At 42.9% G+C, this 16,415-nt stretch carries 10 protein-coding genes; 4 read left to right on the forward strand and 6 right to left on the reverse strand.

Features of this window, described 5'->3' with window-relative positions; all coding sequences use genetic code 11:
* The first annotated feature begins 124 nt into the window (after window positions 1-124).
* Window positions 125-556, forward strand: a complete 432-nt coding sequence (locus P2W82_RS15430; protein ID WP_336516808.1) for a response regulator — start codon at window positions 125-127, stop codon at window positions 554-556.
* 255 nt (window positions 557-811) lie between these two features.
* On the opposite strand, the gene P2W82_RS15435 is transcribed toward P2W82_RS15430, so the two are convergent.
* Window positions 812-1,072, reverse strand: a complete 261-nt coding sequence (locus tag P2W82_RS15435; RefSeq protein WP_336516809.1) for a YtxH domain-containing protein — start codon at window positions 1,070-1,072, stop codon at window positions 812-814.
* 194 nt (window positions 1,073-1,266) lie between these two features.
* Here P2W82_RS15435 and P2W82_RS15440 point away from each other — a divergent pair, with 194 nt between their 5' ends.
* Window positions 1,267-1,611, forward strand: coding sequence for a response regulator (locus P2W82_RS15440; RefSeq protein WP_336516810.1), 345 nt, complete (start codon window positions 1,267-1,269; stop codon window positions 1,609-1,611).
* 62 nt (window positions 1,612-1,673) lie between these two features.
* On the opposite strand, the gene P2W82_RS15445 is transcribed toward P2W82_RS15440, so the two are convergent.
* The 3 genes from P2W82_RS15445 to P2W82_RS15455 all read right to left on the reverse strand — a co-directional run bounded on the left by P2W82_RS15445 (window position 1,674) and on the right by P2W82_RS15455 (window position 10,011).
* Window positions 1,674-2,954: a response regulator gene (locus P2W82_RS15445; RefSeq protein WP_336516811.1), complete on the reverse strand. Its 1,281-nt coding sequence runs from the start codon at window positions 2,952-2,954 to the stop codon at window positions 1,674-1,676.
* A gap of 6 nt (window positions 2,955-2,960) precedes the next feature.
* Window positions 2,961-9,383 (reverse strand): HAMP domain-containing protein, encoded by a 6,423-nt coding sequence (locus tag P2W82_RS15450; protein WP_336516812.1) that lies wholly within the window; start codon window positions 9,381-9,383, stop codon window positions 2,961-2,963.
* A 223-nt stretch (window positions 9,384-9,606) separates the two neighbouring features.
* Entirely contained in the window at window positions 9,607-10,011 is a 405-nt protein-coding gene (locus tag P2W82_RS15455; RefSeq protein WP_336516813.1) for a response regulator, read from the reverse strand.
* A gap of 276 nt (window positions 10,012-10,287) precedes the next feature.
* Here P2W82_RS15455 and P2W82_RS15460 point away from each other — a divergent pair, with 276 nt between their 5' ends.
* Window positions 10,288-12,735: a TonB-dependent receptor domain-containing protein gene (locus P2W82_RS15460; protein WP_336516814.1), complete on the forward strand. Its 2,448-nt coding sequence runs from the start codon at window positions 10,288-10,290 to the stop codon at window positions 12,733-12,735.
* A 385-nt stretch (window positions 12,736-13,120) separates the two neighbouring features.
* The gene (locus P2W82_RS15465) at window positions 13,121-13,477 is read left to right on the forward strand and encodes a four helix bundle protein (RefSeq protein WP_336516815.1); all 357 of its coding nucleotides are present in this window, start codon (window positions 13,121-13,123) and stop codon (window positions 13,475-13,477) included.
* A 64-nt stretch (window positions 13,478-13,541) separates the two neighbouring features.
* On the opposite strand, the gene P2W82_RS15470 is transcribed toward P2W82_RS15465, so the two are convergent.
* Entirely contained in the window at window positions 13,542-14,834 is a 1,293-nt protein-coding gene (locus P2W82_RS15470; RefSeq protein WP_336516816.1) for an MFS transporter, read from the reverse strand.
* Window positions 14,835-14,900: 66 nt separating this feature from the next.
* Window positions 14,901-16,313, reverse strand: a complete 1,413-nt coding sequence (gene uxaC, locus P2W82_RS15475; RefSeq protein ID WP_336516817.1) for a glucuronate isomerase — start codon at window positions 16,311-16,313, stop codon at window positions 14,901-14,903.
* Window positions 16,314-16,415: the final 102 nt, after the last annotated feature.

The raw sequence follows: 16,415 nt of genomic DNA on the forward strand, positions 1-16,415 counted from the left end.
TGTATTACAGCTACTGCGGTATTTTAATAGGTTTTCAGGTATATATGCGCTTTATATTCAAAGTATTATATAGTTGTTGCAAAAAATTTCAGGATCACCTCAAATTCTGTAATTTACCGCCCGTATGGGAAAGTTTTTTATTCTCGTTGCAGAAGATGATGCAGACGACCGATTCTTACTTCAGACCGCATTCCAGGAACAGCAATATGGCGAACGAATTGATTTTGTACAGAATGGAGTTGAACTCCTGAGTTACCTGGATTCTATCCAGCAGAACAAACATGTGGACACAAATTTTCCTGTTTTTATTTTACTCGATTTGAATATGCCCAAAAAAGATGGGCGCGAAGTGCTTCAATTCATTAAACAACATCCTGTTTACAAGCGTATTCCCGTAATTATATTTACAACAACAAAGAGTGATAATGAAGTGAGGAAGTGCTACGAACTTGGAGCGAATACGTATGTTGTTAAGCCGACCAGTTTCGATGGTCTAATCACTGTTCTGTCAGAAATCAGATCTTATTGGCTGAAGACGGCGACCGTACCTGCCTAAAGCGCAGAGGGATGTATGCAATAGGTGACAGATACTACAGGGTGAGCCCGCTTTATTTTTTCCTGTATTTCGTATCAGTTTTCTATGCCCTTTGGAAGAGCTCCGTTCGGACAAATATTCAATAGCTTGATTTTCTTTCCACTGTTTCTGTTTTCAGTTGTTCTTTCCGTATCCCCGTATTCTGAATTCTGTAATCTTAATAAAAATGCCGCAGACCGGATCGCTCCCATCTGCGGCAGTATGCGTTTAAGCAGCTTACATTCGGCCCAATGATTCTTCCGCTTTGGATTTAAGATGATTCATTTCTGACCTGGCCTTCACTTTTGCTCCTTCCAGTTCATGCTTCCCTGAAGCTGCCAGATCTTTTAATTTATCTGACCAATCCCCTGCCATATCTTTCATTGATTTCCTGAGTTTTTTAGTTTTTTCGGGAGCCACAAGCATGGCAACTACGGCGCCTATTGCCGCTGCACCTAAAACGCCCAGAAGTATTTTGTTCTTTTTTGAAATGTTCATAACCTCAAATTTTATTCATTAAGTAATAAAGGCAATTACACTATATCGGATGAAAATAACATGCCATGATTGATTAATTCTTCAATTTCCGTAACGCTTGATTGTTAAAATACAATAATGATTAGACCATTTGCAACAAAGACCCCTAATCTCCGTTCAAACAACAGATTTTTATTTAAATTGCTTGTTAATCCATGCTTGGAAAGAAGAAAATACTGATTATTGATGACGAGGTAGATTTCTGTTTGCTCCTTCAATCGTTCTATGCAAGAAAAGGCTACGAAGTAAATTTTTCGCATACATTAAAAGAGGGATTACAGAGCATCAGGAACTTTTCTCCTGATATTGTTTTCCTCGACAACAATCTTCCTGATGGCCTGGGGTGGGATTTTGCAGCTGGTATTATGACAGACTATCCCGCTACAGAACTCACATTAATCAGTGCCTATAAATCAGATTTCTCACATCTGAATATTCCGGGAGATGTTCGTATTCTGGAGAAGCCCCTGAATCTGGACAACCTCAATTTATTTTACTAACACTTAAGATCAGGCGCAGCTTGCAAATGCCGACTGCCTCAAACTTTCTATAAATTTTCCGATCAATCTTCTACTCGAGCCCTCGTGGGAACTTCAGCAGCTACCGAATTATAAACCGGAAATGAAAGGATGAAGGTGGCGCCTTTATTCACCGCACTTCTCGCTGAAATAAACCCTTTATGCTGCTCGAGTATTTTTTTGCATAGCGCGAGGCCGATTCCTGTACCCTGGTATTCCGGCCCCTGGTGCAGGCGGGAAAACATGGCAAAGATTTTTTCCGCATACTGCTGTTCAAAGCCAAGGCCATTGTCCCGTATATAAATCCTGCAGTATTTACCAATTTGATTTTCATCACCATTTTCATTGAGCTCCAACATCTCCGAACTGATGCTTATTTCAGGCCGAACATCCTTGCGACTATACTTCAACGCATTGCTTAACAGGTTTTGAAACAGGGGATACATCAATCCCTGGATGAGATTCAACTTCGGAATTTCACCAACAGTAATAACAGCTTTTTTCTCAACAATCTGATCATCAAGTTCAGAAAGAATCTCTTTGATCACGCTGTTAACATCTGTTTCTTCAAGCGGATTGTTATCGAAACTAATTTTTGAAAATGTGAGAATATCTTCAATCAGCGCCTGCATACGGGCACCCGAATTCTGAATTCTGTTGATAAACATCTGCCCCTCTTCGTCTAGCCTGTCCCGGTATTTAATAGAAAGCCGGTCACAGAACATCCTGATTTTTCGTAGCGGTTCCTGCAAATCATGGGAGGCCATGAACGCAAACCTGTCCAGTTCGGTATTAGCCGCTTCCAACCTTCCGATATATTCAAGCAACTGGTGATTGAGTTCATTAACTTTCTCTTCAGAAGCCTTTCGTTCTGAAATTTCCTCTTCAAGATTTTTATTGATGATGGACATCCGGCGCTCCTGCTCACGCAATTGCCTGTTCTTACGATACAGATCGACGAAAACGCCGACTTTAGTTCTCAGCAATGCAGGATTTACAGGCTTGTAAATATAATCGACTGCTCCTGACCGATAGCCTTTGAACATATTCTCATCACCATAATTATTTGCGGTAATAAATATGATCGGGATGTGGCGCAGTCGCTCCCTTTCATAGATAAGGGTAGCGGTGTCAAATCCGTTCAGATTCGGCATATTTACATCCATCAGGATCAATGCGAAATCAAACTGATTCAACAATATTTTCAACGCTTCACGCCCCGAACGGGCTTTTACACATTGGTAACCGTCAGGTTCAAGGGTAAGCTCTATGGACATCAGGTTATCTTCCCTGTCATCCACAAGAAGAATTTTATCCTGTATCAAAATATATTATTTATAGAACCATACGCGCATCAGAGACAATAACTGATCCACTTTCAATGGTTTGGTAATATAATCTGAAGCACCTGCTTCGATACATTTCTGCCTGTCGCCTTTCATTGCCTTTGCAGTGACCGCAATGATCGGGAGTGAACTGTTTTTATGTTCTCTCCTGATCTTCTGCATCGTTTCATATCCATCCATCTCAGGCATCATAATATCCATCAACACCATATCCACTTTTTGCTTGTCATTATTCAGAATGGAAATCGCTTCTTTTCCACTTTCGGCCGTTATTACATTCATGTTATAACGTTCAAAAACGGTTGTAAGTGCGAAGAGATTTCTTACATCATCATCAACAACCAACACATTCATACCAATCAGAATATCTTCTTTTCTCCTCAGATTTTCAATGAGCTTCTGCTTCTCAGGAGCAAGGTCACTGTAATTGATATGCATCTGCAACACCGCTTCTTCAAGCAGGTACTCAATTGAATTCACCCCTTTCGCAACTACAGCATTGCTGTGATGGTTGAGCTGAATCCATTCATTCTTATTGAAATCCTTTGCTGAATAAACAATCACTGGCGTATTACTCTTTTTACCTGCAGCTATCTGCCCCAGGAGTTGCTCACCCGGGATATCCGGCAGTGTATAATCAAGAATGATACAATCGTACTCTTCTTCCGTCAACTGTTTCAACGCTTTATTTCCAGTATCGGTAATTGTTATATCGATATTCTCTTCCTTTAGCAATTGCGCAATCTGTGATGATTCAATCTCATTATCTTCCACGACAAGAACATTGCGCTTCTGTTTGTTACGCAAAGAAATAATATCATCAAACAAATCATCCAAAGCTTCATTGGTTAGCGGCTTCATCAGAAAACTTCTTGCGCCTCTCTTCATTGCCAGGCTCTTATTTTCTTCACCTGAAATCAAATGAATCGGAATATGACGATAGTTAAGATCATTGCGTAGAAGGTCAAGCACTTTCCAACCACTGGTGTCCGGAAGTTTTACATCAAGCGTTACAGCTACCGGATTGAACCTGTTTATGAAATCAAAAACATCAAAATAACTGACAGCAATAACCGCTTTTAATCCGCGCTCATGCGCTTTATCTACAATGATCTTACCGAAACGAAGATCATCTTCAACGATCAGTATTACACCGTCACCTGGTTGAATATTACTTCTGTCGTCACCGGTTTCATTGATCATTTCATTCACCTGCCCCATCGTGCGCCCGTCTTTCGCTTCAGCAGTAAGCCTGTTGAGCAAAGTATTGATATCGCCGTCGCCCTGGCTTAAACTATGAGCAACACTTCCTTCTTTTTGTAAAGGAAGATGCTGAATGGTTTCTGTTACAGAACTTAATGGCACAAAGAGTGTGAACGTACTACCCTCTCCCGGAATTGATTCCAGTTCGATTGTACCGCCAAGCAGTTCTGCAAGGCCGCGACTGATGGAAAGTCCAAGACCGGTGCCACCATATTTACGACTCGTTGAACCTTCCGCCTGCTGGAATGCCTCAAAAATAATGTTCTGTTTGTCCTGCGGAATTCCGATACCCGTATCCGTTATCGAAAATGCAACCACTTTCTGTGCCTGGTCAAGCGAATGAATGCCTGGTTTCCATCCTTTATCTGCTGCGAAAATTCTGAGCTTCACCTCACCTTTCTCGGTAAACTTGAATGAATTCGAAAGCAGATTCTTTAAGATCTGGTTGAGACGCTGCAAATCCGTATGCATTATATCCGGCAATTGCTGATCGGTATCAATACTAAACCGGAGATGTCTTGCTTCTGCGATCGGCTTGAATGTGGTTTCCACAAACGAAGCAATTTCGAAAAATTTGACCGGTGAAATATTCGTGGAAATAAATCCGGATTCGATCTTCGAAAGATCGAGAATATCATTGATCAGCTGAATAAGGTCATCACCACAGGAGTGAATCGTTTTCGCATAGCGGATCTGTTTTTCCGTAAGGTTTCCTTCGGCATTGATGTACAGCTGTTGCGCAAGGATCAGCAATGAGTTCAGGGGTGTACGCAACTCATGGGACATGTTTGCAAGGAACTCTGACTTATACTTGGACGTTAGTGTCAGCTGTTCTGCCTTTTCTTCAAGCGATCTCCTGGCTTCTTCTACCTCTTTGTTTTTCGCTTCTACCTCATTTTTCTGTTTTACCAGCAGCAAAGCTTTATCCTGGAGCTCATCATTTGTTCTGCGCAGCTCTTCCTGCTGAATCTTGAGCTCACCAGCCAGAGATTGTGATTGTGCAAGAAGTTCTTCTGTTCTTGTATTTGCTTCAATTGTATTCAACACGATTCCGATACTCTCTGTAAGCTGACTGATGAAAGCCAGATGCGTCATGCTGAAAGATTCCAGTGAAGCCAGTTCAATAACGGCCTTCACTTTATTTTCAAACAACACCGGTTCAACAATGAGGTTGGCTGGAGATGCACTTCCGAGACCTGAGTTGATTTTGATGTAATTGTCAGGCACATTGGTAAGCATGATACGTTCTTTTTCAAGTGCGCACTGCCCCACCAAACCTTCGCCGATACCAAACTCCAGCGGGATATTTTTGCTTGCCCTATACGCATAGGAAGCAAACAACGTCAGTTTGAATTTCTGTGTCTCATCATCCTGTCGGAGAATGTAGAATGCACCGTGGTGAGCATTTACTACCTGTGCAAGCTCTGAAAGAATTTTTTGTGTTACTGTCTGCAGATCTTTTTGTCCCTGCAGCATCTGGCCAAATTTCGCGAGGTTGGATTTCAGCCAGTCCTGTTCCTGGTTCCGCAAAGTGGTTTCACGCAGGTTGGTGATCATCTGGTTGATGGTATCTTTCAACGCTTCCACTTCACCTTTCGCTTCCACGCGTATATTTCGTGTAAGGTCACCTTTCGTTACCGCGGATGCCACTTCAGAAATTGAACGTACCTGCGTTGTAAGATTTTGGGCCAGCTGGTTTACGTTCTCCGTAAGGTTTTTCCAGATACCGGACGCACCAGGTACACTCGCCTGCCCCCCCAGTTTTCCTTCAACTCCTACCTCACGCGCAACCGTTGTTACCTGGTCAGCGAACACCGCGAGAGTTTCAATCATTTCATTGATCGTGTCCGTAAGCTGAGCCACCTCACCTTTAGCCTGGATAGAAAGTTTCTGACGAAGATTACCTGTTGCCACTGATGTTACCACCTTCGCAATACCACGCACCTGGCTGGTCAGGTTACTGGCCATCATGTTCACGGAGTCTGTCAGATCTTTCCATGTACCTGCAACACCGCGTACTTCAGCCTGGCCGCCGAGCTTACCTTCAGTACCAACTTCACGGGCCACACGTGTTACTTCAAACGCAAATGAGTTCAGTTGCTCCACCATCGTATTGATGGTATTTTTCAGATCAAGAATTTCACCTTGTACATCGATCGCCACTGTTTTTGAAAGGTCACCTGAAGCCACCGCCTTGGTCACCTCTGCGATATTACGCACCTGCGCCGTAAGGTTTCCTGTCATCTGGTTCACAGAGTCAGTCAGATCTTTCCATGTGCCTGCTACACCTGGTACGAATGCCTGACCTCCGAGTTTACCGTCGGTACCTACTTCACGCGCCACACGTGTAACCTCCGATGCAAATGCACGCAGCTGATCCACCATCGTATTGAGTGTTTCTTTCAGCATCAGGATTTCACCACGCACATCCACTGTAATTTTTTTGGACATATCACCATTAGCAACCGCGATGGCCACTTCGGCGATGTTACGTACCTGTGCGGTAAGGTTACCTGCCATCTGGTTTACAGAGTCTGTCAGATCTTTCCATGTACCTGCCACACCCGGTACGAACGCCTGACCACCCAGTTTACCATCTGTACCTACCTCACGCGCAACACGTGTTACTTCTGATGCAAAACCGCGGAGCTGATCCACCATCGTATTGATCGTGTTTTTCAACTCGAGGATTTCACCTTTTACATCCACTGCAATTTTTCTCGACAAATCACCATTCGCAACAGCTGTAGTTACCTCAGCGATGTTACGTACCTGTGATGTCAGGTTACTCGCCATTTTATTTACACTCTCGGTAAGATCTTTCCATGTACCACCAACACCTGGCACATCGGCCTGGCCACCCAATTTTCCTTCGGAACCTACCTCACGCGCCACACGTGTAACCTCGGAACCGAAGGAATTGAGCTGATCCACCATCGTATTGATCGTGTTTTTCAACTCAAGGATCTCTCCTTTTACATCCACCGTAATTTTTCTTGACAAGTCACCTTTCGCAACCGCCGTCGTTACCTCGGCGATGTTACGTACCTGACCGGTAAGGTTACTCGCCATTCCATTCACACTATCCGTAAGATCTTTCCATACACCGCCAACACCTTCTACTTCCGCCTGGCCTCCAAGCTTACCTTCTGACCCTACCTCACGCGCAACACGCGTCACCTCAGATGCAAAACCACGGAGCTGATCCACCATCGTATTGATTGTGTTTTTTAACTCGAGGATCTCTCCTTTTACATCCACATCAATCTTACGGGAAAGGTCACCTGTAGCTACCGCAGTGGTTACCTCTGCGATATTTCGCACCTGGCTGGTAAGGTTACTCGCCATTTTATTTACACTGTCTGTCAGATCTTTCCAGGTACCACCTACACCCGGTACTACGGCCTGGCCTCCAAGCTTACCTTCTGACCCTACCTCACGCGCAACACGTGTTACTTCAGAACCAAAAGAATTGAGCTGATCCACCATCGTGTTGATCGTGTTTTTCAACTCAAGGATTTCTCCTTTTACATCCACCGTAATTTTCCTGGATAAGTCACCCTTTGCCACGGCAGTCGTTACCTCTGCGATGTTACGTACCTGGCCGGTAAGGTTACTGGCCATCTGGTTAACAGAATCCGTAAGGTCTTTCCACGTTCCCGCAACACCTTTTACATTCGCCTGTCCACCAAGTTTACCTTCTGTACCTACTTCAAGAGCCACACGGGTAACCTCACTCGAAAATGAATTGAGCTGATCCACCATCGTATTGATCGTGTTCTTCAACTCAAGGATCTCTCCTTTAACATCTACTGTAATCTTTCTCGACAAGTCACCTTTCGCCACCGCTGTAGTTACCTCTGCAATATTTCGTACCTGGGCAGTAAGGTTACTACCCATCTGGTTCACTGAATCAGTAAGATCTTTCCATATACCGGCAACACCCTCCACCGTTGCCTGACCACCAAGTTTACCTTCGGAACCCACTTCACGTGCCACACGCGTCACTTCCGATCCGAATGAATTCAGCTGATCCACCATCGTGTTGATCGTATCCTTCAATTCCTGGATCTCTCCTTTTACGACCACAGTAATTTTTCTTGACAAGTCACCTTTCGCAACCGCTGTAGTTACTTCAGCGATGTTACGCACCTGGCCCGTAAGGTTACTCGCCATCTGGTTCACAGAATCCGTAAGATCTTTCCATGTACCCGCAACACCACGTACCTGTGCCTGTCCGCCAAGTTTACCTTCTGTACCTACTTCGAGCGCCACACGGGTAACCTCACTCGAAAATGAGTTGAGCTGATCCACCATGGTGTTGATCGTATTTTTCAACTCGAGGATCTCTCCCTTCACATCTACTGTAATCTTTTTTGAAAGGTCGCCCTTCGCCACTGCCGTTGTTACCTCTGCAATATTTCGAACCTGGGCAGTCAGATTACTACCCATCTGGTTTACTGAATCTGTAAGATCTTTCCACACTCCAGCCACACCTTTTACTTTCGCCTGACCACCAAGTTTACCTTCGGAACCCACTTCACGCGCAACACGTGTTACCTCCATGGAAAACAGATTCAACTGTTTCACCATGTCATTTACCTCTTTTGCAATAGTCGAGAATTCACCCTGAAGGCTGTTTCCGCCAATCTTCAATGGCATCTGTTCCGAAAGGTTACCCTGCGCCACCGAACTGATTACATTCGCAATCTCAAGAATGGGATTCACAAGATCGGAGATCAGTTCGTTCAGCGATTCAATACCTGCACTCCAGGCTCCTTTGGTATTTGATATTTCTATTCGCTGTGTGAGCTTTCCCTGCTTTCCGATGATATCACCCGCTTTCGTAAAATTCATCATCATCGCTTCATTCAGCAGAATGATTTCATTCAACGTATCGCAGATCTTGCCGGTCAACCCTGTCTTATCATAAGGCATGCGTACATTAAAATTACCATTGCGTATTTCCATAAGTACGGCTAACAGTTCACGATAGTCGAGCTGATTGGAAAGACCTTCCGAAACTTCATCGCGGATGGCAGATGTTGCAATAACTTTTGACTGATTTACCTTTCTTCGAGCGGGAGATTTTTTCCCTGGGGCCGGGCCGTTCAGGATAGCGGAACCTGATTTCTTACTGCTCATAACTTTGGTTTATATAGGTTTTAAAGGACAACAGTAAAGTACACACTGTGGAAAATCTTACCCGCGATGGGTAAATAATCCACATACTAACCGGTGGTTAGTGACTCGAATTTAATAAAGCATTGTTACTTAGTTGAATTACAACAGAGATTCACACACTGCCCATATTTACTGGAAAAATTCATACCAAAAAAAAGTAAAAATGTTCAGTGTAAGCGATGTTTTACAAAGGAGATATCAATACATTATTAATACTTTTTGCAAATTCAAGAAGTGCGTTGTAGTTAATGGGCTTTACGAAATAACTATCTGCACCAAGTTTTATGCAATCCTGAACTTCAGTCTCGTTTTTTGTCGTGGAAAAAACGACAATATGAACATTTTTAAAATTATTGTTACTCCGGAGTTCCTTTAAAACTTCCAACCCGGTTTTCCGGGGCATATTGAGATCAAGGATGATTACGCCCGGATTCTCAGATTTGTCAAGACGCTGAAGAAACTCAGTCAACTCTTCACCGTTTGACACAAACTTTACTTTACCGGTGAACCCGATTTCCTGAAATGCCGTTTCAAGCAAAAGCTTGTCATCTGCATCATCGTCTGCAATCAGAATAAACGAGTTTCGCATATCCGCTTTTTAACTACACTTCCATTTTCCAAAAAGCATTCCAAAAAAACAACTGTTAGTCAAAGCCACCTGTGGAGTTATCAGATATTCAAAAGGGAACTGTGATTTAACAACTTGCTGCCGGCCGATTAAAGGTTAACAGAGAAAACGGGAACTACTGTTATTGGATTTCAACAGCCGGGGTCAAACATTGAAAATAGAATTTGATCGGCACAAAAAAAAATTTGAAATACAATTTCTTAGCTCTCCGTTGCTTCATTGCAATATCTTCGTCAAATGCAAAAAAGGCTAGTGGTTTCCAGCCATAAAGTCAGGTTGTCAGGAAAAAAATTGTTGGCAATCCTGTTGTTTTTATCAGTTTACTTTTTATCGCACAGTCAGGCACAAACGAAAGTGGGCGTAAGCGGAAAACTTATCGATTCTGCAACTGGTAAAATGGTTGTTTCCGCTACAGTGCAGCTAATTTCTTCAGATGGCGACAGTCTGATCCTGACAGGACTTTCAAATGAAAACGGAGAATTCAGTCTCGATCTCCGTCCCGGCAAATTTTATTTGCTCATCGAATCCCTTGGTTATAAAGATTACAAATCCGCACCGATCACCATAGAAAGTTCCTTACAACCTGTTAACCTCGGAATAATTCGCCTGTCCGCTACTGTTAAAATGATGGAGGATGTGGTTGTACAGGCGCAGAAAAGCAATATGGAACTAAGTTTGGACAAGCGTGTGTTTAATGTGGGACAGGAACTCGCGAACTCGGGTGGTACAGCATCAGATATTTTGATGAACATACCTTCAGTTTCTGTTGATGGTGAAGGAAACGTCTCTCTTCGGGGTAGCGGAAGCGTACGAATTCTGATAGATGGAAAACCCTCGGGTCTGGTAAGTTTAAATGGAGGCGCAGGTTTGCAACAGTTGCAGGCCAGTATGATTGAACGTGTCGAGATCATTACGAACCCATCGGCGAGATATGAAGCTGAAGGCATGTCCGGTATCATTAATATTATTTTGAAAAAGAGCAGAAAGCGCGGATTCAACGGATCTTTCGATGTCACTACGGGTTACCCGCTCAACCTCGGGCTGGCAGCCAACCTGAACTACAGGCATAACAAAATCAATTTTTTTATTAATTATGGTATTGCCTACCGCATCCAACCTTTTAATGGGAAGCTTTACCAGGAAGTGTACAATGGCGATACCACAAGTTATCTGCGCCAGGCAAATGATGGCAGACTGAAAGGGTTTAACAACACGATTCGTGGTGGTCTCGACTTTTTTTTCAGTGAAAAGAGTATACTTACCGGATCCTATCTTTTCCGCAGAAGCGACGCGAACAGGATACTGGATATTAAATATGAAGACTATCATTATGATCCTTCAAAAATGAGTTCCTATACGCTCCGCAACCAGAATGAAACGGAAGACGAACCGAATTCTGAAATCGCAGTAACATGGAAAAGAAATTTTAAAAAAAAGGGGCATGATTTTACTCTTGATCTCCGGTACCTGGATTACTGGGAGAAGTCCGACCAGGTTTTTACTCAGCAAACGTATAATCCCGACGGATCAAAAATTCCTGAGTCGGATATCCTGCAGCATTCGGTGAATGATGAATTTGAAAAACAATACCTGATTCAGGCCGACTATGTTTTCCCTGTTACTGACAACAGCAAGCTGGAAGCCGGCATGCGCGCCAGCTTCAGGGATATGGTAAATGATTATGTGGTTACCCAACAGGATGACAATGGCAATTTCTATCCATTACCAGGTCTCGACAACTACTTTATTTATAATGAAGATATCCAGGCATTGTATGCGATTTATGGAAATAAATATAAAAAGATTTCCTACCAGGCAGGGCTACGCGCTGAATGGACAAATGTGAAAACAACATTGCTATATACCAATGAAGTAAACCCCAGGAAATATGCGAACCTTTTTCCGAGCGCTCATATCTCTTTTGACCTGGGGAATGACAATGCGCTCCAGGTAAGCTATAGTCGTCGCGTACGCAGACCCGTGTATAATGAGCTAAGCCCATTTTTTACATTTTCAGACAGCAGGAATTTCATGTCAGGAAATCCCAACCTGAATCCTGAGTACACAAATGCATTTGAAATCGGGCATATCAAAAACTTTGAAAGGGCAACGCTGAGTACATCATTATACTTGCGTGATTCCAAAGACAAAATCATGTATATCCGTTCGGTCAATGACAGTGGGTTCTCTATCACCAGGCCTGAGAACCTGAATGGAGAGAAAGCTTTCGGAGCCGAATTTGTGAGCACATACAACCCCTGGAAATGGTGGAAAGTGGATTTCAATTTCAATTTCTTCCGCGCAATTACAGATGGAAAAAATATTGACGAAGGATTTAAAAGTGATACCTGGAGTTGGTTCACCAGGCTCAATTCTCGTTTTAATTTTAACAAGAAATCCGAAGGACAGGTGAGATTGAATTATGAAGCTCCGCAGAAAACACCCCAGGGAAGCAGAAGGGCGATGTTCTATATGGATCTCGCAGCAAGCATGGACATTCTGAAAAACAATGCGACACTGACATTAAATGTCATTGATGTTTTTAACAGCAGGCGCACACGTTCAATCACAGAAGGGTCCAACTTCTATACAAGCAGTAATTTTTTAGGAAGAGTAAGACAAATTAATCTGACCTTTAATTATAGATTGAATCAAGCGAAGATGGCGAAGAAGACAGAGGAGTAGTTGTTCGTTGTTCGTTTTTCGTTTTTCGTTGTTTGTTGTTCGTTTTTCGTGTGAATAGTCTGCTGTTTGAAATTCGATGAGGACCGGTTTTTAATAGTAGCTTTATATTGAAAAGGCTTCGGTGCATTTCGCAAAAATGACATCCAGGAAATGTTAATTACGGAAGTTATTGATCATTCATCGCCATTGCCTGCTCCGTACATAATCAGCTGCCCCGAAATAATTTTTCCGGCGGGTAAGCGATAATGTTTATCAACGAGTGCTTCGATAGTTAAATTACAATTAATTAAACCTCTTTTCCGCGGAGAAAAATACACTTGTATCCCGGTGAAAACAACTTTCCCCGGTACGACGAAATTGTTTTCTTGCATACAATATCAAAATCATGGAAACATTTCAATTTCACAATTGTGTTGTATGGCAGAAGGCAATTCATCTTGCAAAAGAAACAATCGTTCTTTCAAGAAAACTTCCAAAATCGGAAGAGATGTCGCTCAGGTCGGATTTGCTTAATTCCGCAATCGAAATCAGTAAAAATATTGCTGAAGGATCATTTCAGAAAACAAAACCGGAAAAGAAACACTTGTATGTAAACGCCAGAATTGCACTGATTGAATTGGATATCCTGATGGATGTGAGTGTGCACCTGAAATACTTCCAGGCAAATGAACTGAAAAAATACGGCCCGGGCTTTATCGAACTTTACAAATTGATTTCTGATTTAATAGATTCAGGCAAGTAATGACGGACTATTCCGCCAACAGTAGCAATCTTTCCAGGAATGTCACTTCAGATAATAATCGTCATCATTTCAATTCTGCCTTTTTCATCCCTGGCACCAGGAAATGAATGATGATCCAGACGGCGAGATAGGCAAACCCGCAAAAAATAAACACCCAGAAATACCCTGTTTGTATTTTGCCCAATGGTTTCAGATAATCAAAAAGATATCCTGCAGACTTGGAAACAAGTATGCTTCCCAACGCACCTGCCATTCCACCAATGCCAATGACGGATGCAACTGCTTTTTTGGGAAACATGTCAGAAACTATTGTATACAGGTTCGCACTCCATGCCTGGTGGGCAGCAGTCACTAATCCGACAATCAGTATAGCATACCACATATTGAATTCACCGAGCGTCTGAGCGCTGAGAATCGGAACACATAAAGCAGCATAAATGAACATAGCTGTTTTGCGTGCTCTTGCAACCGGCCACCCTGATCTCATAAAATATAACGGCAACCAGCCACCGAAAACACTACCGAAAGCAGCAATGGTGTAAACGACTGCCACCGGCATTGCCAGAGTTGTACCTTCAAGCCCATATTGTTCCTTCAGAAAATCCGGCAACCAGAATAAGTAAAACCACCATGGTCCGTCGGTAAAAAATTTTCCTAAAGCAAAAGCCCAGGTCTGCCTGTAACCAAAAAGCATTGCCCAGCTGTAGCTTTTCACTGGTTCTGCCTGCACGGGAGTCTCATCATTGTCACTATGGATGTATTCAAATTCTTCCTTTGATAGTTTTTTATGCTTTGCGGGAACTTCATAAAGCAGAAACCAGAAAATCAGCCAAATCAAACCAATAGCTCCTGTAATCACAAATGCAGCACGCCAGCCATAAGCCTCAGCGATAAACGGTACCGTCAAAGGAGCCACTATAGCTCCGATATTTGTGCCGGCATTAAAAATACCGGTAGCGAAAGAGCGTTCTTTTTTCGGAAACCATTCCGTAATGGTCTTGATCGCAGCAGGGAAATTTCCGGCTTCAGTTAGTCCGAGCGCGCCTCTTGCTACAAAAAATCCACTGGTCGTCCGGATCAATCCATGGCCCATCGCGGCGATACTCCACAATACTAACGATAAAGCATATCCTATCTTAGTGCCCATCTTGTCCACCAGTCTTCCGGCGCCAAGCATTCCAATCGCATAGGCCAATTGAAAACACATGGTTATGTTGGCATAATCAGTTTTTGTCCACTGAAATTCAGCGTCAAGAACAGATTTCAATAAAGAAATCACCTGCCGGTCCAGGTAATTGATTGTAGTGGCAAAAAAAACGAGCGCGCAGATCGTCCACCTGTATTTTCCTATGGCCATCGTTTTACAGAATTTATCCGGACTAATTTTCCGGGATTATCTTTCTAAGATTGATTTTATCCATACCTACAAATCGACGCCCCAATTAAAATAATTTTTCGCGTTATTGAAGCAAATATCCTGGATCACTTTACCAACCCAGGGTATATCATCAGGTAATTCTCCTTTATCAATTTCTTCTCCAAATAAATTGCAAAGTATTCTTCTGAAATATTCATGTCGGGGAAATGACAGAAAACTTCTTGAATCTGTCAGCATTCCAATAAACCGACTGATCAATCCCATATTTGAAAGTATATTCAGTTGATCCGTCATTCCATCCTTTTGATCAAGAAACCACCAGGCCGACCCCCATTGTACTTTGCCCGCAATACTTCCGTCATTAAAGTTTCCGGTCATCGCTGCTATTGCAGCATTGTCTGCAGGATTCAGGTTGTATATGATGGTTTTTGCAAGTCTATTTTTCTGATCCATACGATCAAGGAATGCAGCAACTCCCGCCGCCTGTGGAAAGTCACCGATGGAATCCCATCCTGTATCGCGCCCCAGCGTACCAAGCATCCTGGAATTGGCATTTCTTAACGCACCTAAATGAAATTGTTGTACCCATCCTTTTTCCCAATCCCATTCAGCAAAATTTTCCAGGAGAGAAGATCTGATCATCCTGCTTTCTTCTGCATCGGGTCTTTCGCCGGAAAGCAGTTTATGAAAAATTCTGTTCAGATCACCTCCGCGCGATTTATAGTAATACAAATATTCAAGGCCGTGATCAGATACCACACAACCAGCCGATGCAAAAAAATCATGTCGTGATTTTAATACCTGCAGATAATCATCAAAATTTTTTACTGAAACACCTGAAACAGATTCGAGTTGGTGCAGATAATTATTAAAGGCTGTGGGATCATCCACCTGCATCGCTTTATCCGGACGGAACGCAGGTTTCACATGAATATTAAATGATTTTTGCAGGATCTGTTTATGCCATTTCAGATCGTCCAGCGGATCGTCCGTTGTGCAGAGTAATTTCACATTTGATTTCGAGAGTAATTTCTGAACTGAATATTCAGATGAATTCAATTTTGCCGAACAATCAGCATAAATTTTTTTCGCCGTATCCGGGTTGAGTTGATCGTTGACTTCAAAATAACGCTGTAGTTCAAGGTGGGTCCAGTGATATAATGGATTGCGAAGCGTGTAAGGTACGGTCGCTGCCCATTGCAAAAACTTATCTGCATCACCCGCATTTCCAGTGCAAAATTCTTCACTGATTCCATTGGCACGCATAGCGCGCCATTTATAATGATCACCATAAAGCCAGGCCTGCGTAATATTTTCAAACTGATGGTCGAGGGCTATCTGGTCGGGAGGGAGATGATTGTGATAATCGATCACCGGCATCGCTGCAGCATAATCATGATATAGTTTCCGGGCAGATGGGCCATTAAGCAGGAAGTCAGGTCCGGGGAATTGTTTCATGGGGGTTGAAGTTATGGCATCCTCAACGATTTCAAACCGATAAAAATCAGCGATTCAATAACTTCTAATCTAGTGAAAGGTACATGTAATAAAAAAGGGCGA

Source organism: Pollutibacter soli (assembly GCA_029269725.1).
In the GTDB taxonomy this organism is placed as follows: domain Bacteria; phylum Bacteroidota; class Bacteroidia; order Chitinophagales; family Chitinophagaceae; genus Pollutibacter; species Pollutibacter soli.